Source organism: Sphingomonas sp., from assembly GCF_036388435.1.
Taxonomy (GTDB): domain Bacteria; phylum Pseudomonadota; class Alphaproteobacteria; order Sphingomonadales; family Sphingomonadaceae; genus Sphingomonas.
Genome location: NZ_DASVRV010000008.1, coordinates 17,473 through 41,565, shown reverse-complemented (window position 1 = coordinate 41,565; position 24,093 = coordinate 17,473). Strand labels below are relative to the sequence as shown.

Annotated in this window: 23 protein-coding genes; 12 read left to right on the top strand and 11 right to left on the bottom strand. The window is 68.2% G+C overall.

Annotated elements, in window-relative coordinates; genetic code table 11:
- Positions 1–7 precede the first annotated feature (7 nt).
- Positions 8–1,624 (top strand): choline dehydrogenase, encoded by a 1,617-nt coding sequence (locus tag VF592_RS02005; protein ID WP_331003926.1) that lies wholly within the window; start codon positions 8–10, stop codon positions 1,622–1,624.
- Here VF592_RS02005 and VF592_RS02000 read toward each other — a convergent pair.
- Positions 1,621–3,321, bottom strand: a complete 1,701-nt coding sequence (locus tag VF592_RS02000) for a class I adenylate-forming enzyme family protein (RefSeq protein ID WP_331003925.1) — start codon at positions 3,319–3,321, stop codon at positions 1,621–1,623. The two genes, VF592_RS02005 and VF592_RS02000, sit on opposite strands and share 4 nt — an antisense overlap.
- Before the next feature lie 68 nt (positions 3,322–3,389).
- On the opposite strand from VF592_RS02000, the gene lgt reads away from it, so the two are divergent.
- The 6 genes from lgt to VF592_RS01970 all read left to right on the top strand — a co-directional run bounded on the left by lgt (position 3,390) and on the right by VF592_RS01970 (position 9,340).
- Complete coding sequence (lgt, locus tag VF592_RS01995) at positions 3,390–4,268, top strand: prolipoprotein diacylglyceryl transferase (RefSeq protein ID WP_331003924.1); 879 nt, start codon at positions 3,390–3,392, stop codon at positions 4,266–4,268.
- A 94-nt stretch (positions 4,269–4,362) separates the two neighbouring features.
- Positions 4,363–5,328 (top strand): class I SAM-dependent methyltransferase, encoded by a 966-nt coding sequence (locus VF592_RS01990; protein ID WP_331003945.1) that lies wholly within the window; start codon positions 4,363–4,365, stop codon positions 5,326–5,328.
- The gene (locus VF592_RS01985; RefSeq protein ID WP_331003923.1) at positions 5,325–5,834 is read left to right on the top strand and encodes a GNAT family N-acetyltransferase; all 510 of its coding nucleotides are present in this window, start codon (positions 5,325–5,327) and stop codon (positions 5,832–5,834) included. Before VF592_RS01990 ends, VF592_RS01985 begins: the two co-directional genes overlap by 4 nt.
- A complete protein-coding gene (gene pgeF / locus VF592_RS01980) occupies positions 5,831–6,592 on the top strand; it encodes a peptidoglycan editing factor PgeF (RefSeq protein ID WP_331003922.1) in 762 nt (253 codons plus the stop codon). The genes VF592_RS01985 and pgeF overlap by 4 nt, the downstream gene beginning before the upstream one ends.
- 218 nt (positions 6,593–6,810) lie before the next feature.
- Positions 6,811–8,163, top strand: a complete 1,353-nt coding sequence (locus VF592_RS01975) for a cystathionine gamma-synthase family protein (protein WP_331003921.1) — start codon at positions 6,811–6,813, stop codon at positions 8,161–8,163.
- Positions 8,164–8,167: 4 nt separating this feature from the next.
- On the top strand, positions 8,168–9,340 hold the full coding sequence (locus VF592_RS01970) for an NAD(P)/FAD-dependent oxidoreductase (protein WP_331003944.1): 1,173 nt from the start codon (positions 8,168–8,170) through the stop codon (positions 9,338–9,340).
- 1 nt (position 9,341) lies between these two features.
- Here the strand turns inward: VF592_RS01970 and VF592_RS01965 are convergent, their stop codons facing one another.
- Both VF592_RS01965 and murA read right to left on the bottom strand, forming a co-directional pair.
- Positions 9,342–9,548, bottom strand: coding sequence for a hypothetical protein (locus VF592_RS01965; protein ID WP_331003920.1), 207 nt, complete (start codon positions 9,546–9,548; stop codon positions 9,342–9,344).
- A 95-nt stretch (positions 9,549–9,643) separates the two neighbouring features.
- Positions 9,644–10,927: a UDP-N-acetylglucosamine 1-carboxyvinyltransferase gene (gene murA, locus VF592_RS01960; protein WP_331003919.1), complete on the bottom strand. Its 1,284-nt coding sequence runs from the start codon at positions 10,925–10,927 to the stop codon at positions 9,644–9,646.
- Between the two features lie 169 nt (positions 10,928–11,096).
- Here murA and VF592_RS01955 point away from each other — a divergent pair, with 169 nt between their 5' ends.
- Positions 11,097–11,786 carry a Crp/Fnr family transcriptional regulator gene (locus VF592_RS01955; protein WP_331003918.1) on the top strand — a complete coding sequence of 230 codons (690 nt, stop codon included), beginning with the start codon at positions 11,097–11,099 and terminating at the stop codon, positions 11,784–11,786.
- A gap of 118 nt (positions 11,787–11,904) precedes the next feature.
- Here the strand turns inward: VF592_RS01955 and clpS are convergent, their stop codons facing one another.
- The 5 genes from clpS to VF592_RS01930 all read right to left on the bottom strand — a co-directional run bounded on the left by clpS (position 11,905) and on the right by VF592_RS01930 (position 16,708).
- Positions 11,905–12,237 carry an ATP-dependent Clp protease adapter ClpS gene (gene clpS, locus VF592_RS01950; protein ID WP_331003943.1) on the bottom strand — a complete coding sequence of 111 codons (333 nt, stop codon included), beginning with the start codon at positions 12,235–12,237 and terminating at the stop codon, positions 11,905–11,907.
- A 137-nt stretch (positions 12,238–12,374) separates the two neighbouring features.
- On the bottom strand, positions 12,375–13,061 hold the full coding sequence (locus VF592_RS01945) for a phasin family protein (RefSeq protein WP_331003917.1): 687 nt from the start codon (positions 13,059–13,061) through the stop codon (positions 12,375–12,377).
- Positions 13,062–13,193: 132 nt separating this feature from the next.
- Positions 13,194–14,168, bottom strand: a complete 975-nt coding sequence (locus VF592_RS01940) for a glycosyltransferase family 2 protein (RefSeq protein WP_331003916.1) — start codon at positions 14,166–14,168, stop codon at positions 13,194–13,196.
- 1 nt (position 14,169) lies between these two features.
- On the bottom strand, positions 14,170–14,946 hold the full coding sequence (locus VF592_RS01935) for a hypothetical protein (RefSeq protein ID WP_331003915.1): 777 nt from the start codon (positions 14,944–14,946) through the stop codon (positions 14,170–14,172).
- A 34-nt stretch (positions 14,947–14,980) separates the two neighbouring features.
- Positions 14,981–16,708, bottom strand: a complete 1,728-nt coding sequence (locus tag VF592_RS01930) for a class I poly(R)-hydroxyalkanoic acid synthase (protein WP_331003914.1) — start codon at positions 16,706–16,708, stop codon at positions 14,981–14,983.
- A 117-nt stretch (positions 16,709–16,825) separates the two neighbouring features.
- Here VF592_RS01930 and VF592_RS01925 point away from each other — a divergent pair, with 117 nt between their 5' ends.
- Positions 16,826–18,043 (top strand): LL-diaminopimelate aminotransferase, encoded by a 1,218-nt coding sequence (locus VF592_RS01925; protein ID WP_331003913.1) that lies wholly within the window; start codon positions 16,826–16,828, stop codon positions 18,041–18,043.
- 254 nt (positions 18,044–18,297) lie between these two features.
- Here the strand turns inward: VF592_RS01925 and VF592_RS01920 are convergent, their stop codons facing one another.
- Positions 18,298–19,599, bottom strand: a complete 1,302-nt coding sequence (locus VF592_RS01920; protein ID WP_331003912.1) for a cation:proton antiporter — start codon at positions 19,597–19,599, stop codon at positions 18,298–18,300.
- A gap of 356 nt (positions 19,600–19,955) precedes the next feature.
- On the opposite strand from VF592_RS01920, the gene VF592_RS01915 reads away from it, so the two are divergent.
- Positions 19,956–20,399 carry a thioesterase family protein gene (locus VF592_RS01915; RefSeq protein WP_331003911.1) on the top strand — a complete coding sequence of 148 codons (444 nt, stop codon included), beginning with the start codon at positions 19,956–19,958 and terminating at the stop codon, positions 20,397–20,399.
- 254 nt (positions 20,400–20,653) lie between these two features.
- Here VF592_RS01915 and VF592_RS01910 read toward each other — a convergent pair whose 3' ends face one another.
- Entirely contained in the window at positions 20,654–21,121 is a 468-nt protein-coding gene (locus VF592_RS01910; protein WP_331003910.1) for a helix-turn-helix domain-containing protein, read from the bottom strand.
- Positions 21,122–21,256: 135 nt separating this feature from the next.
- Between VF592_RS01910 and VF592_RS01905 the strand changes: the two genes are divergently transcribed.
- Together VF592_RS01905 and VF592_RS01900 are read left to right on the top strand one after the other, a co-directional pair.
- Positions 21,257–21,613, top strand: a complete 357-nt coding sequence (locus tag VF592_RS01905) for a CC_3452 family protein (RefSeq protein ID WP_331003909.1) — start codon at positions 21,257–21,259, stop codon at positions 21,611–21,613.
- Between the two features lie 49 nt (positions 21,614–21,662).
- Positions 21,663–23,777, top strand: coding sequence for a bifunctional (p)ppGpp synthetase/guanosine-3',5'-bis(diphosphate) 3'-pyrophosphohydrolase (locus VF592_RS01900; RefSeq protein WP_331003908.1), 2,115 nt, complete (start codon positions 21,663–21,665; stop codon positions 23,775–23,777).
- Positions 23,778–23,824: 47 nt separating this feature from the next.
- On the opposite strand, the gene VF592_RS01895 is transcribed toward VF592_RS01900, so the two are convergent.
- Entirely contained in the window at positions 23,825–24,058 is a 234-nt protein-coding gene (locus VF592_RS01895; protein ID WP_331003907.1) for a hypothetical protein, read from the bottom strand.
- Positions 24,059–24,093 lie beyond the last annotated feature (35 nt).

Below are 24,093 nucleotides of genomic sequence, written 5' to 3'. Positions count from 1 at the left end.
ATTCCGCGTGGCCGGTTACGATTACATCATCATCGGCGCGGGTTCGGCCGGCTGCGTGCTCGCCAACCGGCTGAGCGCCGACCCGGCGGCGCGCGTCCTGCTGCTCGAGGCGGGGGGCAGGAACGGCTCGGTGCTGGTGCGGATGCCCGCCGGCGTGGGCGAGCTCATCAAGGCCAAGTCCAAGCATAATTGGGGGTTCGAGACCGCGTCCGAACCCCATCTCGACGGTCGCCGCCTGTGGTGGCCGCGCGGCAAGGGACTGGGCGGCAGCTCGGCGATCAACGGCATGGTCTATATGCGCGGCCACCCCCAGGATTATGACGAGTGGCGGCAGATGGGCCTGTCCGGCTGGGGCTGGGACGAGGTGCTGCCCTATTTCCGCCGGCTCGAACGCCACCACCGGGGCGGCGAGCTCCACGGCGCGGACGGCCCGCTCCACATCTCGGCGGGCGAGAATGACAGCCCCTTCCACGACGCGCTGATCGCGGCGGGGCGGCAGGCGGGCTATCCCGTCACCGACGATTTCAACGGCGCCGCGTTCGAAGGCTTCGGCCGCTACGACCTGACCATCTCGAACGGCCGGCGCTGGAGCACGGCGGAAGCCTATCTGCGCCCCGTCCTCGCCCGCCCGAACCTGACGGTCGTCACCGGCGCGCGCACCACGCGCATCCTGGTCGAGGGTGGCCGCGCCGTCGGCGTCGACTATGTCCGCGGCCGCCGCGCGCCCGAGACCGCGCGCGCCGACGCCGAGGTGCTGCTCGCGGCCGGGGCGGTGCAGTCGCCGCACATCCTCCAGCTCTCGGGCATCGGCGCCGCCGACGCGCTGCGAGCGGCGGGGGTCACCCCGGTCCACGACCTGCCCGGCGTCGGCGAGAACCTCCAGGACCATCTCGACATCATCATGCAGTGGCGCAGCCGGGGGTTGGTCACCGGCTATTCCGCGTCGCGCGGGCTGCGCCGGCTTACTACCGGGCTCCAATATCTGCTGCGTGGCACCGGACTGGGACGGCAACAATTCCTCGAATCGGGCGCGTTTGTGCCCTCGCGCTCCGGCCTGTCGCGCCCCGATATCCAGATCCACGCGGTGCTCGCGATCATGACCGAGCATGGCCGCGTCAAGGCGACCGAGGACGGCTTCTCGCTCCATTTCTGCCAGCTCCGCCCCGAAAGCCGGGGCAGCATCGGGCTCGCCTCCGCCGATCCGCTGGCCGATCCGCTGATCCGCGCCAATTATCTGTCCTCGCCAGAGGACCGCCGCGTGATGCGCGAGTCGGTCAGGATCGGGCGCGCGGTCGTCGGGCAAGCCGCGCTCGATCCCTACCGCGCGGAGGAACTGCGCCCCGGCCCCGATATCGACAGCGACGCAGCGATCGACGCCTGGGTCCGCCGCACCGCCGAGACGATCTACCACCCCATCGGCACCTGCCGCATGGGCGCCGCGGACGATCCGCGCGCGGTGGTCGACGCGGAGCTGCGCGTGTGCGGCATCGCCGGCCTGCGCGTGATCGACGCCTCGGTCATGCCCAGCCTGGTCAGCTCGAACACCAACGCCCCCACCATCATGATCGCCGAACGCGCCGCCGACCTGATCCGCGGCCGGGGAGCGCTGGCCAGGGTAGCCTAGACGCGCCGTTCCCCCTCCCACACCGCCTGATATCTCGCCTTCAGCCCCACCTTGTCGATCTTCTCCGTCCCTAGTCGGGGGAGCGGTTCGGTGACGATCCAGATGCGCGGGGGCACCTTGAACGCGGCGATGCGGGTATGGAGGAACGCCTGGAGCTCCTCGGCGCCCATATCCGCGCCCTCGCGCGGCTCGACCACCGCGCCGGGCACCTCACCGAAGCGTTCGTCGGGGAGCGCGAACACCGCCGCCTCGGCGACGTCGGCATGTTCGTACAACGCCGCCTCGACCTCCTGGCACGAGATGTTCTCGCCGCCGCGGATGATGATGTCCTTCTTGCGGTCGACGATGAACAGATAGCCGTCCTCGTCCAGATAGCCGATATCGCCCGTGCGGAAATAGCGGTCGGGGGTGAAGGCGGCGGCGGTCGCCTCCGGGTTATTCCAATATTCGCGGAAATTGGCAATCGAGCGGATGCACACCTCGCCCCGCTCGCCGGCCCCGCGCTTGTGACCCGCATCGTCGATGATCGCGATGTCGACGAGCGGCAGCGACGGACGCCCCGCCGAACTCGGCTTTGCGAGATAGTTGGTGCGCCAATTGCCCGTGCCGACCCCATTGGTCTCGGTCAGGCCGTATCCGATCAGCGGCGCCCCCCCGCCCATCTCGTCGTTCAACCGCTTGACGTGTTCGACCGGACGCGGGGCGCCCCCGGCCGCGAAGTCGGTCACGCTCGACAGGTCGTACCGCCCGCGCGCGGGGTGGTTGAGGATCTCGAAGCTCATCAGCGGCACGCCGACGAAATAGGTCACCTTCTCCCGCTCGATCAGCCGCATCGCCTCCTCGGCTTCCCATTTGGGCATGAGCACCAGCTTGCGCCCCATGGCGAAGCTCTGGAGGAACATCGGCACCTCGGCGGTGACGTGGAACAGCGGCAGGTTGAGCAGCGTCGCGGGCTGGCCCGTCGGCGGCGACCCCGCCTCGGTCGCGATGCCCAGCATCACCAGCGCCTGCGCCAGATAGTTGAACACTCCCTGCACCACCGCGCGGTGATCCGACAATGCCCCCTTGGACCGGCCCGTCGAGCCCGAGGTGAACAGGATCGTCGCGTGATCCTCCGGCCCCAGGTCGGGCAGGGTCGCGCCGTCGTGCCGCCCCAGCACCGCCAGTGCCCCGGCCAGCGGCAACGTGTCGTCGATCGTCACCACCGGGGGCTTCAACCCGTCGATCGCCGCCAGCCGCCTGGCGCGCGGCGGGTCCGCGAAGATCAGCGCGCATTCGACATCGGTCACCGCGGCGGCGAGCTCGTGACTCTGCCACCAGCCGTTGAGCAGCGTCGCCACCCCGCCTGCCAGCACCACACCCATATACAGCGCGATCCAGCTCGGGCTGTTGCGCATCGCGATCCCGACCCGGTCGCCCTTGTTCAGGCCGTGCCCGCCGATCAGCGCGCGCGCGACCGCCTCGGCCTCCGCGAACACCGCCGCGAAGCTCAGCCGCTCCTCGCCCGCGACCAGGAAGGTCGTGGCCGCATGAGCGGTGCAATAATGCCGCATATAGGCGCCCAGCGTCGGCGGCGCGGTGGCGATGAACGGATAGGTCAGCCCGTCATGCTCGATCGTCGTGGTGGCGGCCGGGCCGCCCTCGCCGATCATCCGCGCCAGCCCGGCGTCCATCAGGCGGTCCAGTTCGGTCGGCATTCCTCTCTCTCCGCTTGGTCTTGGCTTTGCACCACCTTATGCAGACCCGTCGCCAAGGGGGAAGTTATTTGATCGCGCCCATCATCGCCGCCGCCGGCGCCGTCCGGTTCAGCGACCTGGGGCTCACGCCCGAGGTCTTCTCGGTCGGCTTCTTCACGCTACGCTGGTACAGCCTGGCCTATATCGCGGGCATCGTGCTGGGCTGGTGGTATCTGCTGCGGCTGCTGCGCCAGCCGGGGGCGCCCATGGCCCGGCGCCATGCCGACGACCTGGTCTTCTACGCGACACTCGGCATCATCCTGGGCGGGCGGCTGGGCTATGTGCTGTTCTACGCCCCCGATATGCTGCTCAACCCCTTGCGCGTGCTGCGGCTGTGGGACGGGGGCATGTCCTTCCACGGCGGGGTGATCGGCACCTCGCTCGGGCTGATCCTGTTCGCGCGCAACCACAAGCTCGCCTGGCTGCGCGTCCACGACTATGTCGCGTGCTGCGTCCCGTTCGGGTTGTTCTTCGGACGCCTCGCCAACTTCATCAACGGCGAGCTCTGGGGCCGCCCGACCGGCGGCGACTGGGGCGTCATCTTCGACCGCACGGTGCCGTTCGGCATCCTCGAACCCGCGCGCCACCCCAGCCAGCTCTACGAGGCGGGGCTGGAAGGCGTGGCGCTCGGCCTGCTCCTGTGGTTCGCCTTTTGGCGCACCAGGGCCCGCTACGAACCCGGCAAGCTCGTCGGGCTGTTCCTGCTCGGCTACGGCCTGGCGCGCTTCTTCGTCGAATTCTTCCGCGAGCCCGACAACCATCTGCGCGCCTTCGCCGAGGCGACCGGGCTCCATATGGGCCAGTGGCTGTGCGTGCCGATGATCCTGGGCGGCGCCTATCTGATCGCCACCGCCAAGAACCGCCGCCAGCGCGTCGAGTCGATCGCGGGCACGGAAAGTGTGGCGTGATCCCCCTCCCGCGAGCGGGAGGGAAGACGCCGCGCTGCCCGAACGCCTCGCCCGCGCCATAACGCTCGCCGGGCCGATCCCGGTCGCGCAGTTCATGGCCGCGGCCAACGCGCATTACTACGCCACGCGCGATCCGCTGGGCAAAGCCGGCGATTTCATCACCGCGCCCGAGATCAGCCAGATGTTCGGCGAGCTGATCGGGCTGTGGTGCGCCGATCTGTGGGACCGCGCCGGACGTCCCGACAGCCACTGGGTCGAGCTCGGCCCCGGCCGGGGCACGCTAGCCGGCGACGCGCTGCGCTCGATGGCCAAGGCCGGGCTCGCTCCGCCCGTCCACCTGGTCGAGACCAGCCCCGTGCTGCGCGCCGCGCAAGGCGAACGCGTCCCCCACGCCACCTGGCACGACGCCGTCGACACGCTCCCGACCGATCGCCCGCTGCTGATCGTCGCCAACGAGTTCTTCGACGCGCTGCCCATCCGCCAGCTCGTCAGGCGCGGCGCCGACTGGCACGAACGCTTCGTCGCCGCGCAGGACACGCTCTTCCTCCCGATCGCGGGCAAGCCCGTCCCGGCCGCGGTGATTCCCGAGGAACTGCGCGACGCGGCCCCCGGCGCGATCATCGAGACCTGCCCCGCCGCCGTGGCGATCGTCCGCGCGCTGTCGGCGCGCATCGCCGCCCAGGGCGGCGCGCTGCTGGTGATCGATTACGGCTATGACGGCCCGGCGATCGGCGACACGCTCCAGGCGGTGCGCGGCCACGCCCCCGCCAACCCGTTCGAGGCGCCGGGCGAGCAGGACCTGACCGCCCATGTCGACTTCGCGACCCTCGCCGCCGCCGCCCAGGTCGCGGGCGCGACGGCCTGGGGGCCGGTCGCGCAGGGCGATTTCCTGGTCGCGCTCGGCATCGATACCCGCGCCGCCGCGCTCGCCCGCGCCGCGCCCGACCGGAGGGACGAGATCGCCGCCGCCCGCACCCGGCTGGTCGGGGACATGGGCCGGCTGTTCCGCGCGATGGCGCTCACCGGCCGCGACTGGCCTTTGCCGGCAGGATTCGCATGACGCCTCTTCTCCGCGACGCCGCTCCGGCCGACGCCGCGGCCTGCGCCGCGCTCGCGCGCCGGACCTTCACCGAGACGTTCGGCCATCTCTACCGGCCCGAGGACCTCGCCGCTTTTCTCGCCGGCCATAGCGAGGAGGGCTGGCGCGGCGACCTGACGGATCCCGATTACGCGATCCGCGTCGCCGAGACGTCGGACGGGCTGGTCGCCTATGCCAAGCTCGGGCCGCCCTCGCTTCCTTTCGAACCGCGCGGGGCCGCCGTCGAGCTTCGCAATTTCTATGTGCTGGCGCCCTGGCACGGCACGGGTCTGGCGCGCGCGCTGATGGACTGGGTCCTCGCCGCCGCCCGCGCGCGCGGCGCGGCCGACCTGTACCTGTCGGTGTTCGTCGACAATCACCGCGCCCAGGCATTCTATGCACGTTACGGGTTCGAGCGGATCGGGCGCTACGACTTCAGGGTCGGCGATCATGTCGACGAGGATCATGTGATGCGGCTCGCGCTATGAGTGTCGAGGTGATCCGCGCCCACGCGCTGGAAGGCGTGCGGCATGGCTTTCTCGGCCGGCGCGGCGGCGTGTCGACCGGGGTCGCCGCCGGGCTCGACCTGGGCCGGCGCGGGCAGGACGAGATCGGCCCCGACCTCGCCGAGAACCGCCGCCGCGCGGTTGCGGCGGTCGCACCCGGCGCCGTGCTCCAGACCTCCTACCAGATCCACTCGGCCGAGGTCGTAACCCTTCGCGAGCCGCTCGACGACCAGGCCCGTCCCCGCGCCGATGCCATGGTGACCGACCGGCCCGGCCTGCTGCTCGGCATCCTCACCGCCGATTGCGCGCCAGTCCTTCTCGCCGACCGAAAGGCGGGCGTGATCGGCGCCGCCCATGCCGGGTGGAAGGGCGCGCTGGCGGGCATCACCGACCGTACGCTGGACGCGATGGAGGCACTCGGCGCCGACCGCTCCCGCATCGTCGCCGCGATCGGTCCGTGCATCGCGCGCGCCAGCTACGAGGTCGACGGGGCGTTTCGCGCCCGCTTCGCGACCGACGACCCAGCCAACGCCCGCTTCTTCGCCGACGCCCGCCCCGGCCATCACCGCTTCGATCTGGAAGGCTATGTCGCGCATCGTCTGGGTCAGGCCGGCGTCCGCAGGGTCGAGGCGCTGGGCCTCGACACCTATGCCGACGAAGCGCGCTTCTACAGCTATCGCCGCGCGACCCACCGGAACGAGCCCGATTACGGCCGCCAGATCGCTGTTATCGGCCTGTGATCTCGGCCCTGTCCTACGGATCGCCCACCAGCTAGGTTCCCGACTCGCTCTTTGACATCGCTGACGCCACCGCGCCCGCGACCCGGATGAGCTTCCGGCCCGGCCGTCGAACGCGTTTATGCCTGAACTTCCATTGAACTTCCGCGCTCCGCCCGCGAGCGGGGCCAAGGTGGACACTCCATCGCCACCGTCCTAACGGCACGGCCAAGGAGAGCCCCATGAGCGATTTCACCAACGAGACCGAAGCCGACCTGTCCGGCGTCGCCCCGCCCTCTTCCATCCAGCCCGCGCGCATCAAGCCCAAGGCCGAGGTGCACGAGATCGGCGGCCGCAAGCTCAAGGCGTCGACGCTGATGATGGGTCACGGCTACGATCCGATGCTGTCGGAAGGCTCGCTCAAGCCGCCCATCTTCCTCACCTCGACCTTCGTCTTCCCCAATGCGGCTGCGGGCAAGCGCCATTTCGAGGGTGTGACCGGCAAGCGTCCCGGCGGCGCCGAGGGCCTGGTCTATTCGCGCTTCAACGGTCCCAATCAGGAAATCCTGGAGGACCGCCTCGCCGTCTGGGAGGAGGCGGAGGACGCGCTCGCCTTTTCGTCGGGCATGTCGGCGATCGCCACCCTGTTCCTGGCGATGGTCAAGCCCGGCGACACCATCGTCCATTCCGGCCCGCTCTACGCCGCGACCGAGACGCTGATCGGCCGGGTGCTCGGCAAGTTCGGGGTCAAATGGCTCGACTTCCCCGCCGGCGCGACCCGCGCGGAGATCGACGCGGTCATGACCGAGGCCGCGACCGGCGACGTCGCGCTCATCTATCTCGAATCGCCCGCCAACCCGACCAACGCGCTCGTCGATGTCGAGGCGGTCGCCGCCAGCCGCGACGCGATCTTCGCCGATCGCGCGGAAAAGCCCCCGATCGCGATCGACAACACTTTTCTGGGTCCGCTCTGGCACCAGCCGCTCAAGCACGGCGCCGATCTCGTCGTCTATTCGCTGACCAAATATGCCGGCGGACATTCCGATCTGGTCGCGGGCGGCGTGCTCGGATCGAACGAGCACATCAACGTCATCCGTTCGATGCGCAACACGATCGGCACGATCACCGATCCCAACACCGCCTGGATGCTCCTGCGCAGTCTCGAGACGCTGGAGCTGCGCATGACCCGCGCCGGCGAGAACGCGGCCAAGGTCTGCGCCTATCTCCGCGATCATCCCAAGGTCGAGCGCGTCGGCTATCTGGGCTTCCTGGAAGGCACGGCGGGCGATGAGCGCCAGGCCGATATCTATCGCCGCCACTGCACCGGGGGCGGGTCGACCTTCTCGCTCTATCTCAAGGGCGGCGAGAAGGAAGCGTTCGCGTTCCTCGACGCGCTCAAGATCGCCAAGCTCGCGGTGTCGCTCGGCGGCACCGAGACCCTGGCCTCGCACCCGGCGGGGATGACCCACTTGTCGGTCCCCGACGCGCGCAAGCAGGCGCTGGGCATCACCGACAATCTGGTGCGCATCTCGATCGGCGTCGAGGACGCCGACGACCTGATCGCCGATTGCGAGCAGGCGCTGGCGGCGGTCTGACGCTCTGAGCGCCGACACCTACGACGCGATCGTCCTCGGCGCGGGCGGGGCGGGACTGATGTGCGCCGCCGTCGCCGGCCGGCGCGGGCGACGCGTGCTCGTCGTCGACCATGCCGACGCGCCCGGCAAAAAGATCCTGATCTCGGGCGGCGGGCGGTGCAACTTCACCAATCTGGGCGCCGCACCCGACCGCTATCTGTCGAACAATCCCCATTTCGCCAAGTCGGCGCTCGGCCGCTACACCGCGACCGACTTTCTCGACCTCGTCGAACGCCACCGCATCGCTTGGCACGAGAAGACCCTGGGCCAGCTCTTCTGCGACGGCTCCGCCCGCCAGATCGTCGACATGCTACTCGACGAATGCGAAGCGGGCGAGGTGACGATCCGCCTCCACTCGCCGATCCGCGACGTGGCCCATGCCGATGGCCGTTTCACCGTCGCGCATGGCGACCGCGTCGCGACCGCGCCCAAGCTGGTCGTCGCCACGGGCGGGCCGTCCATCCCCAAGCTGGGCGCCACCGGCTTCGCCTATGATCTCGCCCGTCGCTTCGGCCTGAAAGTGGTCGAGCCCCGGCCAGCCCTCGTGCCCCTCACCCTGTCGGGCGACGAGGCGCTGTTCCGCTCGCTCGCGGGCGTCGCCGCCCCCGTGGTCGCGCGCTGCGGCACGGCCGCCTTTGCCGAGGCGGCTTTGTTCACGCATCGCGGCCTGTCGGGCCCCGCCATTCTCCAGGTCTCCTCCTATTGGCGCCACGGCGAGGAGATCGCGATCGACTTCCTGCCCGGCCGGGAACGCGGCTGGCTGCTCGCCGCCAAACGCGCGCGGCCGCGCTCGACGCTCAAATCGGTCTTGCCCCTGCCCGACCGCCTCGCGACGACGCTCGTGGAGAGGATCGGCCTGGACGGTGAACTGGGCCGCCGCTCCGACGCGGTGCTCGCCGAAGCGGAACGGCGGCTGGCCGGCTGGCGGATGCGCCCCAATGGCTCAGAGGGGTTCGCCAAGGCGGAGGTGACGGTCGGCGGCATCGCCACCGACGCGCTCTCGTCCAAGACTTTGGAGGCGCGGACCATGCCGGGCCTCCACGCGATCGGCGAGGCCGTCGACGTCACCGGCTGGCTCGGCGGCTACAATTTCCAATGGGCCTGGGCGAGCGGTTGGGCGGCGGCGCAGGCGCTCTGAATCAGGTCGACTCTTCTTCGGCGGTCGGCTTGGCGGCATCGACACGGCCCCGATCGATGATCGCCTCGACCGCCTTGTCGCCCAGGCGCTGTGCGGTCTGCAGCGCGGCCTCGGGGGTGAATACCGCATCCTCGCCCTCGGGACATTTGACGACGACATCGCCGTCGCTCACCTTGACCTCGGCCGCCTTGTTCAGACGCTTGACCATGGCAGGTCTCCTGCCGGGATTTGGTGCCTCGTTCGCCCGGAGGACGGCGACATAGTCCAGATCGGCCCGATCCGCCAGATGCCGGCCGACAGGGGTCAGCCGTCGCCCATTCGCTCGATATCCGCACCCACCGCCTGCAATTTCTCCTCCAACCGCTCATAGCCGCGGTCGAGATGATAGACGCGGGCGACCTGAGTCTCACCCTCGGCGACGAGGCCGGCGAGGATCAGGCTCATCGACGCGCGCAGATCGGTCGCCATCACGGGGGCGCCGACCAGCCGGTCGACCCCGCGCACCACGGCGGTGCGCCCGCGAACCTGGATGTCCGCCCCCATGCGCGCCAGCTCGGGGACGTGCATGTAGCGGTTCTCGAAGATCGTCTCCTCCAGCACGCTGGTGCCGTCCGCCATCAGCAGCATCGCCATGAACTGCGCCTGCATGTCGGTCGCGAAACCCGGATAGGGCGCGGTCGACAGTTCGAGCGGGCGAAGTCGGCCGTCGCTCCTGATCCGCACGGTGCCGCGCCCTTCCTCCACCGTCACCCCCGCCTCGACCAGAGCCGACAGCGTGGCGCGCATCGCGTCCGCGTCCGCACCGACCAGCGTCAGGTCGCCCCCGGTGATCGCGGCCGCGCAGGCATAGCTGCCGGCCTCGATCCGGTCGGGCATCACGGCATAGGTGGCGCCGTGGAGCCGGTCGACACCCTCGATCTCCAGCCGCTCGGTCCCGACGCCCTCGATCCGCGCGCCCATCGCGATCAGGCAGCGGCACAGATCGACGATCTCCGGCTCGCGGGCCGCGTTCTCGATCAGGCTGGATCCCCGCGCGACGGCCGCCGCCATCAGCACATTCTCGGTCGCGCCGACCGACACGACGGGGAAGCGGTAGCGCCCGCCCGACAGCCGCCCGCCCGGCGCGGTCGCCTTGACGTAGCCGGCGGCGACCTCGATCTCGGCGCCGATCGCCTCGAGCGCCTTTAGATGAAGATCGATCGGGCGGTTGCCGATCGCGCAGCCGCCGGGCAACGACACCGTCGCCTCGCCGCCGCGCCCGACCAGCGGGCCGAGCACCAGGATCGACGCGCGCATCTTGCGGACGATGTCATAGGGCGCCTGGGAGGAGGTGAGCCGCCCCGCGCGGATGGTCATCACCCGCCCGAAATCCTCGGGTCGCGAGCCTTCGGTCTTGGTCGAGGCGCCGAGCTGGTTGAGCAGATGCCCGAAACCGTCGACATCGGCGAGGCGCGGCAGGTTGCGCAGCACCAGCGGCTCGTCGGTCAGCAGCGCGCAGGGCATGAGCGTCAGCGCCGCGTTCTTGGCGCCGGAAATGGGCAGGCGGCCTTCGAGCCGGCGGCCGCCGCGGATGATGATACGGTCCATCCCCGTTCCCTACGCCGCGCCGTCGCTCGCGCAAGTGCGACGGGGGTGTAACGACCCTTGATCGACTTTAATGCGGCGGCCCCAAGGCTTTGCGAGAGATGGTGAAACGGGGGAATGGAAAAAAGTGGCCGCCAGTTGTTTCGCCGAGCGCCTCGGCGATCTCACGACGTTGACCGATGCCGAGCAGCGGTCGCTGGCGCGGCTCGAAGTTCGCGAACGCGGCCTTCGCCGAGGCGCGGTGCTGGTGCGTGAGAACGAGCCGACGGGCGAGCTGTTCATCCTGAAGCGTGGCATGATGATGAGCTATGTGCTGCTCGACGACGGCAGCCGTCAGATCCTGCGCTTCCTGTTCCCGGGCGACATGCTGGGCGTGTCGGGGCTGGTCTATCGGCGCTCGCCCGAGACGGTGGTGGCGTTGACCGACAGTGCCGTCTGCCCGTTCGATCGGTCGGAAATGACCGGGATCGTCACCATGCACCCGCGCCTCGCCGCAATCATCATGGCGGTGAACCAGATGGAACGCGTGGCGCTGACTGACCGGCTGGCCGCACTGGGGCGGACATCGGCAAAGGGGCGCGTCGCCGCGCTGCTGCTGGAAATCCGCAACCGGATGCGCGCGCTCGACAAGGGGATCGTCGACACCTTCACCCTCGGGCTGACCCAGGAGGAGATCGGCGATGCAACCGGGCTGACCGCGGTTCACGTCAACCGGATGCTGCGGCAGATCGAGGATGACGGCCTGATCGCGCGCGAGGCGGGACGGGTCACGTTCCTGAACGAAGGCGCGCTGGCCCAGGCGGCGAACTACACCGACCGGTTCAGCGGCATCGACCTGAGCTGGTTGCCAGAGGCCCGGTAGAATTCGAAAGTGTGGGATGCGCCGCGGCGAAGCCGCGTCGTCGAACGGGGCCTAGCCCTCGCCGGCCGGGCTTGGGCGAGTCCTATGCCCGCTGCGCGGACTTAGGCAGCTCGTCGCCTCACGCCTTTTCCAGCGTGCATTGCAGCGGGTGCTGGTTCTGGCGGGCGAAGTCGGTGACCTGGCCGACTTTGGTCTCGGCGACCTCGTAGGAGAACACGCCGCATACGCCCACGCCCTTCTGGTGGACGTGGAGCATGACGCGGGTCGCGGCCTCCATGTCCATCCGGAAGAAGCGCTGGAGGCACAGGACGACGAATTCCATCGGCGTGTAATCGTCGTTGAGCATCAGCACGCGATAGGGCGTGGGCTGCTTGGTCTTGGAACGCGTGCGGGTCGCGACGCCGGTGCCGGTTCCGTCCTCGTCCCCGCCGCCGTCGCGGCGCTCGGCCATGGTCACCAGGGGTAAATGCATGGGGGTCAAGATAAGGCAGCGCCCCCCGGCGCGGCAAGGGGTCCCGAACACGGAAAAGGGCGACCATCCGCTGGATGGCCGCCCTTTTCGTTCACGTCGGATCGACGCGGCTGCGATTACGCGGCCGTCTTGATCCGGTCGGCGACCACCGCGTAGCGGCTGGAGATCGGCTGGGCGACCTCGCCGACGAGCTTCAGCATCGTCTCGGTCGTGCGCGAGGTCTCGGCGACCATCTGGTCGAAGGCGGCGCGGGCGAGCTCGGCCTGAACGCGCATCAGCTCGGTCGGCGACTTGACGGCGGTCATCTGGCGGAAGGCGGCGGTGCCGGCCTCGAACGAGCGACGCGCATAGTCGGCGGCGTGCTGGCCCATGGCCTCCATGCCCTTGGCGGCGATGCGGCCGGACTCGACCAGCGCCTCGACATTGCCTTTGTTCAGCTCGCTCATGTCCTGAACGAGCTTGGGCGCGCGCTCCATCATGTTCTTGGCGCGGTCGTTCATGTCGGCGAAGATCTGGGCGCCCTTGGTCTGGGCGGTCTCGGCGGCGGCGGTCATGGTGTCGGTGGTCATGGCGATTTCCTTCTGGATGCGTTCCGCCGGAGCCGCGGCGGTCGGGTGAACGATGGCCACCGGCTCGGGAGCCGGCGGGGTGGCGAGCGTAACGGCCGCGATATCGGCGTCGAGCGCGACGAGGATCGGCTCCGGTGCGGAGCGACCTGGGCGGGCGCGTTTGGTCGGACGGGCGGCGAGCGCGGCCGGGATCGAGTCGATGATGTCAGCTTCCGTCCGGTCCGAATCAGCCACGCCGCGCTCCTTTATTGCAGTGCAACATAGGACGGGTTACGCGAACGTCAAGCGGATTTGCTGCGGTGCACAATCAGCGACGGCTCGGCGCCCCGCATCCGGAAGCGATCCGCGATCCGCGATCCAGGCCGTTTAGAATCCACGGCACAACGCGCGCAGCGTCCACAGCAACAACGGCCGGTCGCGTACGACGCGTATCCCCAACATCCGACCGACCTGCGCCGGCGTGACCGGCACCCGGTAGAAGCCGCTCATCGCGACGACCTGGCGTGCGGTCAGCAGCGGCAGGAGCCTGGCCCACCAACGCGGCACACCGGCCGCGATGCACGCGGACCGGATCTCGTGGTTGCGCCGCGCCAAAGCAAAGTGCGTTTCAGGAGCAAGAAGGGAGTTGTCGGCGATCCGGATGGAGACGAGCGTTTTCTTGAACTGCAGCAGCCGAAAGCGCTTGCCGAAGCGGAGATAGAAGAAATGGTCCGCGCTGGGGTGTTCGTCGGCCCGGAAACCGCCCACAGCCTGGAGGTCGCGCTTGCGGCACACGAACCCCACCGTGTTGCCGGGGCATTCCCAAAACAGCTTGCGCGCGTCGATCCGCCGCGTTTGGCCGAACCCGAACCGCAGGAACCGCACGGCGCGACGGGCGATCGACTTCAGCCGGCCTTCGCCGACCGGCGTCGCGCGCTGATCGAGATTGGCCCTGTCGCAGATCAGCCCGTCGATGCTCGGCCGCGTGCCCAGCACGGCGAACATCTCGCGCGCCCATGACGGGTGAAGCAGGTCGTCGTCGTGCAGGATCGTGACCCACTCGCCCCGCGCTTCCTCCACGCAGCGGTTGAAGTTCGGGAACTCGCCGATATTGCGCCGGTTGCGAAGATAACGGAACGGTGCCGAAAGCAAGTTCGGTACAGCGTCCAGCAGCAGCCGATGCCCGTTCGACGCGGGATCATTGTCCACCACGATCACTTCAAACGGATAGTCGAACTTCTGTCCCAAGGCGGAAACCACCGCCTCCAGCAAAAATTCCGGGCGACGAAAAGTTGGAATAGCAATAGAGAGCAACGGCCTGTCGACAGGGCAGTCGCCCAGCAGCTCCTCCGCTCCGTCCACGTCACGCCCCAAGATACGGGAAATACTCGAAGATCAGGACGCCCTCCGACCACTCGCCGGTAGCAGCTTTGGTAATCTCGACGAATATTTCACCGTTGGTGATATTGTTGGGCTGAGTTGAAAACTGGTGGACGAAGTAGAGACCCCTATACCCTGCAGGTATATCAGCTGCCGGCCCGAGCGGGGTTGCGAAAGTACCGTCCGAGAATTGCTGCACCCTCGTCGTGGCGTTCTCGGTGAGCGTCGGATTCTCTATCCATACCGACAAGCCCAATTGGGCGACCGTCGCCCTGCCCGTCCCACCCATGTAGTTGGCATTGCGGCCTGTTTGGGGAAGCGGAATGACGAACCGTTTGCCGACGCGTGTGCCGATCGCCTGCCCATAGCCTGCCGAACGCGTGTCGATCAGGTACTGGCCCTGCGTCGGAACCGCGAACGCCTTGCGAGCGTCGAAGCTGTAATTGCCGGCCTGTCCGCCACGGACCTGATCCAGCTTGACGTTCTCGCAGGCGGACCAGGACAGCGCGGGATGCTGCCCCTCGCCGAGGAAGCTGACCAGATCGGGCCTGGGGGCCAGCATCATCTTCGCGAACGACCACGCGACCGTATCATGTCCGTGGATATAGGTCTTGTTGGAGCCGACCTCGATGATGCCGGGTATGCTGCCGCCATCGCAGTGGAGCCGGATGTTGTGCGCACCTTCCGTGCCGTTGCCGACCTTGATGAAGTTGCCCGAAATTCGCCGCGGACGGTTCCGCCGATCCGAAACGTACCGCATGATGAAAATCGATAATTGCCGTACCCGATTCCACCTAACGCATCCTTACATACCGCCCAGGCGCATTTTCGAGGGCGGGGAGGCTTCCCTGCCCCGGCACGCGCGCACCGTCCGCCGGAACCTCCGCCGCGTCGCGGTCGCGTAGCCAGCCGATCCAGTCGGGCCACCAGCTGCCCTTGATCTCGGTCGCCCCGGCGACGAAATCGTCGAGCGTCTCGACCCGCGCGTCGTTGGTCCAATATTGGTATTTGCCGGCCGCCGGCGGATTGACGACGCCGGCGATATGACCCGACCCGGCGAGCACGAAGCGCAGCGGTCCCTTGAACAGGTGGGTCAGCCGCCAGACGCTGGCGGCGGGCGCGATATGATCCTCGCGGCCCGCCTGGACATAGGTGGGTGTTTCGACGCGGGTGAGGTCGAGCGGCACGCCCGCGATCGACAGCCGCCCCGGTTCGACGAGCAGATTGTCACGGTAAAGGTCGGTCAGATAGCTCTGATGCCATTTGGCGGGGAGGTTGGTCGTGTCGCCGTTCCAGTGGAGCAGGTCGAAGGGGGTGTAATCCTCACCGAGCAGGTAATTGTTGGTGACGTAGTTCCAGATCAGGTCGCGCCCGCGCAGCAGATTGAAGGTCAGCGCCATGTAGCGGCCGTCGAGAAAGCCTTCGGGCGAGAGCGACGCGATGGTCTCCAGCTGGTCGTCGTCGATGAAGTGACCCAGCTCCCCCGAGCCCGCGAAATCGACCTGGGCGGTGAAGAAGGTCGCGCTCGCCACCTTGTCGGCTTCGCCCCTGGCGGCCAGCACCGCCAGCGTCGCCGCGAGCGTGGTGCCCGCGACGCAATAGCCGATGGTGTGGACCGCCGGCATGTCGAGCGCCGCGCGGACGGTGTCGATCGCCTCCACCTGCGCGGCGACGTAATCGTCCCAGACGATATCCTTCATGGTTGCGTCGGCGGACTTCCACGACACCATGAACACGGTCAGGCCTTGGTCGACCGCCCAGCGGATGAAGCTCTTTTCCGGCGTCAGATCTAGGATGTAGAAGCGGTTGATCCAGGGCGGGAAGATGACCAGCGGGGTCGCGAGCACCGTGTCGGTCGTGGGCGTGTACTGGATCAGCTCGTAGAGCGGGGTGCGGTGCACGACCTTGCCCGGCGTCATCGCCAGGTTGCGGCCGAGCTCGAACGCGGTCTTGTCGGTATGGGTGAGTTGCCCGGCCTTGAGGTCGCCCAGCATGTTCCTCATGCCTTTGAGCAGGTTCTCGCCGCCGGTCGCGATCGTGCGGTCGATCACCTGCGGGTTTGTCAGCGCGAAGTTGGACGGGCTCATCGCGTCGACGAAGCCGCGCGTCATGAAGCGCAGCTGTTCGCGGCGCTTGGGGTCGATGCCGTCGAGCGCGTCGACCTGGGCGAGCAGATGGTCGCTCATGAGCTGATAGCCGCGGCGGATCTGATCGAACACGGGCTGCTGCCACGCGGGGGCCTTGAAGCGCTTGTCCGCCACCGGCTCGGGTGCCGAGGCGGGCGCATTGGCCGGGTCGAGCGCCCGCTGCCACAGCCGCATCGTGTCGCGCCAGAAATCGCCCGCGCGCGCCAGCGTCGCCGGGTCGTTGAGGCCGGGCACGACGGGCACTCCCGGCGCGGCCGCGGCGGCGAGAGTCGCGTCGAGCATCGCCTGCTGGGCCTGGGTCAGGACCGTGGCCCAATGCTGGGCGATCTCCGTCGTCGGAGTCTCGGGGGCGGGGAGTGTCGGGTCGTCGGCCATGAAGTCCTCTCGATCGCCCAACGCCTAGCACCGCCGGACTTCTCCGTCATGCCGGACGTGATCCGGGGTGACGGGAGGAAAGCGCTAGGATAGGCTCCCGCGCGAAAGGCCAGCCCCATGACCGCCGCTCCCGACGATTTCTACCGCATCCGCCGGCTGCCGCCCTATGTGATCGCGGAAGTCAACGCGATGCGGGCGACGGCGCGCGCCGGGGGTGAGGACATCATCGACCTGGGGATGGGCAACCCCGACCTGCCCCCGCCCGCGCACGTCATCGACAAGCTGGCCGAGGTGGCGCGCAAGCCGGGGGCGCATGGCTATTCGGCGTCCAAGGGCATTCCGGGGCTGCGCAAGGCGCAGGCGGGCTATTATGCCCGGCGCTTCGGGGTGGAGGTCGATGCCGAGAGCGAGGTCGTCGTCACCTTGGGGTCGAAGGAAGGGCTCGCCAATCTGGCCCAGGCGATCACCGCGCCGGGCGACGTGGTGCTGGCGCCCAACCCCTCCTACCCCATCCATACGTTCGGCTTCATCATCGCGGGGGCGACGATCCGGTCGGTGCCGACCACACCCGACGAGCGCTATTTTGAGAGCCTGGAGCGCGCCATGGCGTTCACCGTGCCCAAGCCGTCGGTGCTGGTCATGGGCTATCCGTCCAACCCGACCGCCGAGGTGGTCGACCTGGCATTCTACGAGCGCGTCGTCGCCTTCGCGAAGGAGCATGGATTGTGGGTGCTGAGCGACCTCGCCTATTCCGAGCTTTACTATGACGGCCGCCCCACCCCCTCGATCCTGCAGGTGCCGGGCGCCAAGGACGTGGCGATCGAGTTCACCTCGCTGTCGAAGACCTATTCGATGGCGGGGTGGCGGATCGGCTTCGCGGTCGGCAACCGGCGGCTGATCGCGGCGCTGACGCGGGTGAAGTCGTACCTCGATTACGGCGCGTTCACGCCGATCCAGGCGGCGGCGGTGGCGGCGATCAACGGGCCGCAGGACATCGTGGAGAAGAATCGCGAACTGTACCGGTGCCGCCGCGACGTGCTGGTCGAGAGCTTCGGGCGCGCGGGGTGGGAGATCCCCTCCCCTAAGGCATCGATGTTCGCCTGGGCCCCGCTGCCCCCCGCGCTCGCGCATCTGGGGTCGCTGGAATTCTCCAAGCAGCTTCTGACCCACGCCCATGTCGCGGTCGCGCCGGGGGTCGGTTACGGCGAGAATGGCGAGGGCTATGTGCGGATCGCCATGGTCGAGAATGAGCAAAGGCTGCGCCAGGCGGCGCGCAACGTGAAGCGCTATCTGACGAGCATGGGGGTCAACACGCCGGCGCGGGGCGCGGGATGAGGACGCGCGCCGCGGAAGTTCAATGGAGGTTCAGGCATGAACGTGGTCTTGCTGCGCGGGTAGCCGGCCGGCTGCGCGCTCGGCGACTTGCGGGAAGGTCGACGAGGTGACGGAGCGGACGCCCGGTCGGCCCGGCTCGACGAGAAGCGTGGTATCGTCGCCATGCCGTAGGACAGCGCTTCTTTCCGGCCGCTCCCAACCTGTCTCCTGTGACCGTGTCGGCACCGGGGGCGTGCCGGTGCCGGCGCCAGCCCTCACGACGACGAAGTCGCCGTGGCGCGCTCGGCATCGTCGGCGTCGGGATCCCGGCCCTGGCCCCGGTCGAGCATCCGCATGACGGGCGTCACGGTCAGTCCGTGCATCAGGATGGAGAGCAGGACGACGAGACCCATCAGCGCCCATAACCGCTCGCGACCGGCCATCTCCATGTGGTTCAGGCCATAAGCCAGATAATAGAACGAGCCCATGCCGCGAATGCCGAAAAAGGCGAGCGTCAGCTTCTCGCTCAGATCCGCCCGAAACCCCTTGAGCCCGATCAGCCCCGCGACCGGGCGGACGACGAGCAGGATCAGGGCGGCCGCCGTTATCTCGGGCCAACCGAGCGGCGCCAGCAGACCGCTCACCAGGGCGCCCCCGAACAGCAGCAGCCCCGCCATCATCGCGATACGCTCGATCTGTTCGGTGAAGTCGTGCATTTCGCGCTGGAAGTCATGGCTTCGATGCGCATGCCGGATGGCGAGCGCGGCCACGAACACGCCCAGGAAGCCGTAGCATTGCGCGATCTCACACACGCCATAGGTGATGAGCGTGGCGGCGATCGCGATCACGCCGTCGCCCGTTTGGGCGAGCTTGCTCTCGGCGGGAATATGGAAGGTGATCCACCCAAAGACGCGCCCGACCAACCAGCCGATCGCAATGGCCGCCGCGATCTCCCACAGAACGCTGTGCAGCATCCATTTCACGGCCCAGGGCTCCCCCGTCGCGGCCGCCGCCGCAAGGACCACGGCAAGGTTCACGAACGGAAAGGCGAGCCCGTCGTTGAGCCCGGCCTCGGAGGTGAGGCCGAAACGCACCTCGTCCTCCTCGCCCGTCTTGGGCGGGCCCACCTGGACGTCGGCGGCCAGCACCGGATCGGTGGGCGCCAGGGCCCCGCCGAGCAGGATCGCGAGCGGCAGCGGCAATCCGAGCACCCACACGCCCAGCGCCGTGATCGCCGCGATGGTGAGCAGCATGGTCGGGCCGAGCAGTCGCCAGGTGATGTTCCACTGTTTCCAGCCGAACACCCGGTCGAGCTTCAACCCCGCGCCCATCAGCGCGATGATGACCACGAATTCGGTGAAACGCTCCACGAAATCCGGGTGAAGCACCGGCGACGGCACGACCGGCATCGGCACGAACCGGAACAACGCCGCGCCGATCGCGATGCAGACGATCGGCAGCGACAGCGGCAGCTTCTTGAGCGCGAGGGGAAGCCAGGCGACCAACGCGATCAGCAGACCCGCTCCCGTCAGGGCGAGGATATAGGGATCAGGTGGCCAAGTGAAGACGTCGGACATCGCTGCCCAACGCCCGACGCGTCCTGTCGTTCACGTCCGACTTCACCGACAGCGCACGTCCCGGTCGGCAGACCAATCGCTCCATGGGGCGGGCGATTCGGCCGTCGTCCTCGGCTCCGGGCAAATCGTCCAGGCGAGGCCCGCGCAGGTGAGCGCCTTTACCCCCTTTGGCCGGCCGCAACGTCATCCTGGCGGCAGTGCGGGTGCGGCCGGTGCTGTCGCCGGGAAGATCAAGGGCGAGCCGGCCGGGCGAGCCGCGCCGGTGCGACCTCCCATTGCGCCGCGATGCCCGTTGCACCGATTCCCGCCCTCGCAGCCGAGTTGCTCCGCTACTTCGCAGACGCCATAGCGTCCCTATGCACCCCGGTTTCGCCTTTTCCACCCGCTTCGCCGTCCGTTATGCCGAGATCGACGGGCAGAAGGTGGTCTTCAACTCGCGCTACCTGGAATATGCCGATGTCGCGGTTTCCGAATGGTGGGCGTGGACGGGGATCGGCGCAGCGCTAGGGGCGGTGTGGGACGAGACCGAATTCCATGTGCGCCGCGCCGAGGTGGATTATCTCAAGCCCTTCGTGCTGGGCGATACCGTCGAGGCGTGGGTCAGGATCGACCGGATCGGGGGTTCGAGCATGGTGCAGCAGTTCGAGCTGCGCCACGGCGGGACGGGCGCACTTCATGCGACGGTGGCGCTGGTGGTGGTCAACGTCCACCTGCCGACGGGGCGGCCGGTCGCGATCAAGGGCGATGTGCGAGCGTTTCTCGAGGGGCTTTTAAACGGGCAGCCCGAGCGGGTGGCGTGAGGAGTTTTCGGTTCACGCAAAGGCGCTAAGTCGCGAAGAAGATTTGTCCACGCGGAGACCGGAGACAAAGAGAGAGTCTGAGGCTGCGCGCATATTCCGCCGCGTAAGCGGCCTTGCTTCAAGAAATCTCGATCCATTGCTGCTGCTTGCGCAGCGAAGGGTGCCGCCGCCGACATACCCTCCCCGCGCCTCCGCGCCTCCGCATGAACCGACTTCCTTGGACTTCTTCGCGGCTTCGCGCCTTCGCGTGACCCCTATTCGGCCGCCTGTTGAAGGCCGATCTCCCCAGGCAGCGCCCAGATCAGGTCCTGCTTTCCCAGTACCCGTCCGTCGTGACTCAGCACGGACACCTGCTGGATCGGCAGGCGGTCGCGCTCGTCGACCAGCACGGGAAAGGCAGGCTCGCCCGTTTCCCATTGCTCGCCCCATTGCCGGAGCGCGATCATCGTCGGGAGCAGCGCGAAGCCTTTTTCGGTCAGGCGGTATTCGACCTTGCGGCGGTCGTCGGGACAGGGCTCGCGTCCCAGGATGCCGTGGCGGACCAAGCGACCCAATCGATCGGAGAGGATGTTGCGGGCGATGCCGAGCTCGCTGAGGAACTCCTCGAAATGGTGAAGGCCGTTGAACGACGCGCGCAGGATCAGGAACGACCAGCGCTCGCCCACCGCCTCCAGCGCGGCGGGAAGGCTGCATTCCGAGAGTTTCTCGCGCAGCTTGTCCATCGAACATCCTCTCTCTTTCAGCGACTTGTACCCGAAGGCGCCCAGTCACGCCATGGACATGTAGGTTTTAGGTTGCAACTGGAAACCTAGTGAGATAGGTAGTGATCCGCAACCTGATCGCGAAGGAACCGCATCATGAACCGCCTGCCCATCCTCGCCGCCTCCCTCGCCGCCACGCTGACCCTGGTCGTCGGCGCCAGCGACGCCCGCGCGCAAGCCGCCGTGCCGGGCGCCTATTATGTCGCGGTGCCCGAGACGCCGGCGGGCAAGGCGAGCGTCATGACCCGCTCCACCCCCTGGGCGCTGCGCGGCGATGCCTATGTCGCCGCCCGCGCACCCGAGCGCGAGATGGTGCTGTGCCAGACGCTCGCGCGGAGCGTCGGCCGGCTCCGGAGCTTCTCCGCAGGCGGCACCGCGCTCGACGGCGCGGCGCTGGAAAAGTGCAACGCGCGCGCCAAGGCGATGCCGGCCACCGCGATGGCGGCGCGCTGAACGCAACAAAGCATTGCAAATCATCGACACGCAGGCCCAAGTGGCCCGCGTGTTGAGACAATATGAACTCGTCGATCGGGTCCTGGACTACGACCCGCAAGCCGACGAGGCGCTGCTCAACCGCGCTTATGTGTTCTCGATGAAGGCCCATGGGTCGCAGAAGCGCGCCTCGGGCGATCCTTATTTCAGCCATCCGATCGAGGTGGCGGGCATCCTGACCGACCTGCGGCTCGACGACGAGACGATCGCCACCGCGATCCTCCACGACACGATCGAGGACACGGTCGCGACACCCGAGGAGATCGTGCGGCTGTTCGGCCCCTCGGTCGCGCGGCTGGTCGACGGCGTCACCAAGCTCAGCAAGATCGAGGCGCAGACCGAGAACGAGCGCGCGGCGGAGAATCTGCGCAAGTTCCTGCTCGCCATGTCGGACGATATCCGCGTGCTGCTGGTCAAGCTGGCCGACCGGCTGCACAACATGCGCACGCTCCACCACATCGCCAAGCCCGAGAAGCGCCGGCGGATCGCGCGCGAGACGATGGACATCTATGCGCCGCTCGCCGAGCGGGTGGGCATGTACGAGTTCATGAAGGAGATGCAGACGCTCGCCTTCGAACAGCTCGAACCCGAGGCGTACCAGTCGGTCAACCGGCGGCTGGAGCAGCTGAAAGAGGGTGGCGGCGATCGTATCGTCAAGATCGCGTCGGGGCTGAAACTGGTGCTCGGGCGCGCGGGGATCGAGGCGGAGGTATCGGGACGCGAGAAGCACCCCTTCTCCATTTGGAAGAAGATGGCCGAGCGGCACATCAGCTTCGAGCAATTGTCCGACGTCATGGCGTTCCGCGCGATCGTGCCGACCGTCGAGGATTGCTACCGCGCGCTGGGCGTCATCCATCGCCGCTGGCCGATGGTGCCGGGGCGGTTCAAGGATTATGTCTCGACCCCCAAGCGCAACGGCTATCGCTCGCTCCACACCACCGTCATCCATGCGGAGAACGCCCGCATCGAGGTGCAGATCCGCACGCCCGAGATGCATGCCGAGGCCGAGTACGGGCTGGCCGCGCATTGGGCGTACAAGACCGGGGAGGGTGGCGGCAAGGTCCGCGCGGATTCGAACCATAGCTGGATCCGCGATCTCGTCGAAATCCTCGATACGGCGGGAAGTCCCGAGGAACTGCTCGAACATACGCGCATGGCGATGTACGCCGACCGCATCTTCGCCTTCACGCCGCGGGGCGAACTGATCCAGCTGCCCAAGGGCGCGACGCCGATCGACTTCGCCTATGCGGTCCATACCGATCTGGGGGACCAGGCGGTGGGCGCCAAGGTGAATGGCCGCGTGGTGTCGCTGAAGACGGTGATCGAGAATGGCGATCAGGTGCAGATCCTGCGCTCCAAGGCGCAATCGCCGCAAGCCGCGTGGCTGAACATCGCCACCACCGGCAAGGCGCTGGCCGCGATCCGGCGCCACCTGCGCCATGCCGAGCGCGACGAGGGGGTGAAGCTGGGGCGCAAGATCTATGACGACATCGTCCAGCGCCTGCCCGCCCCGATCGGCGCGGACGCGGTGCCGCTGGCGCTGAAAAGGCTGAAGCTCGCCGACGAGGCCGGGCTGATGCACGCCATCGCGCGGCGATCGCTGTCCGACGCGGCGGTGATGGAGGCGCTGATGCCCGGATCGACCGGGGCCGATGTCGGCGACATGGGGCGCCAGGCGGGGGCGATCTCGATCAAGGGGCTGACGCCGGGCGTCGCGTTCGACCTGGGCGATTGCTGCCGCCCGGTGCCAGGCGACCGGATCGTCGGCTTGCGGCGCCCCGATGCGGGGATCGAGGTCCATCGCATCGATTGCGGGGTGCTGGGCGAACTCGCCGAGCGCGCCGAGGGCGAGACCGACTGGGTGGACGTGTCCTGGGGCGACAAGGCGGACGGCGGCGTCGCGCGCATCCAGGTGGAGGTGAAGAACGAGCCGGGCGCGCTGGGGATGCTCGCGACCATCATGGGCCAGCACAAGGCCAACATCATCAACCTGCGCCTCGACGCGCGCGACGCGCTCTACCACACCAATACGATCGACGTGGAGGTGCACGACCTCCACCAGCTCATGCGCCTCCTGGCGGCGCTGCGCGCGGTCGAGGCGGTCCACGCGGCGGACCGGGTTTAGGAAGTCCATATAACCGGCGCGGCTGAGCGGGCAGCGCACATACGTCATCACCACCAGACGGATGGAACACCGGCATTGGCGCTCGCGTAAACGAAACGGTTACCGCCGCCGATTGCGTCTTGCGGCGGAGCAGATGTCACTCCGCCGATCACCGGCATCGGACCGTAGGTGAAGCTGCCGGATGTGCCGAACTCGAGATAATCCATCTTGCCGCGCGCCCCGGCGAACAGATGGACCGTCGCGGCAGGGCGAAGCCGTACGGCTCCCAAGTCCCACTCCATACCGAGTAAGATCCGCCACCGCATCGGCGTTGCCG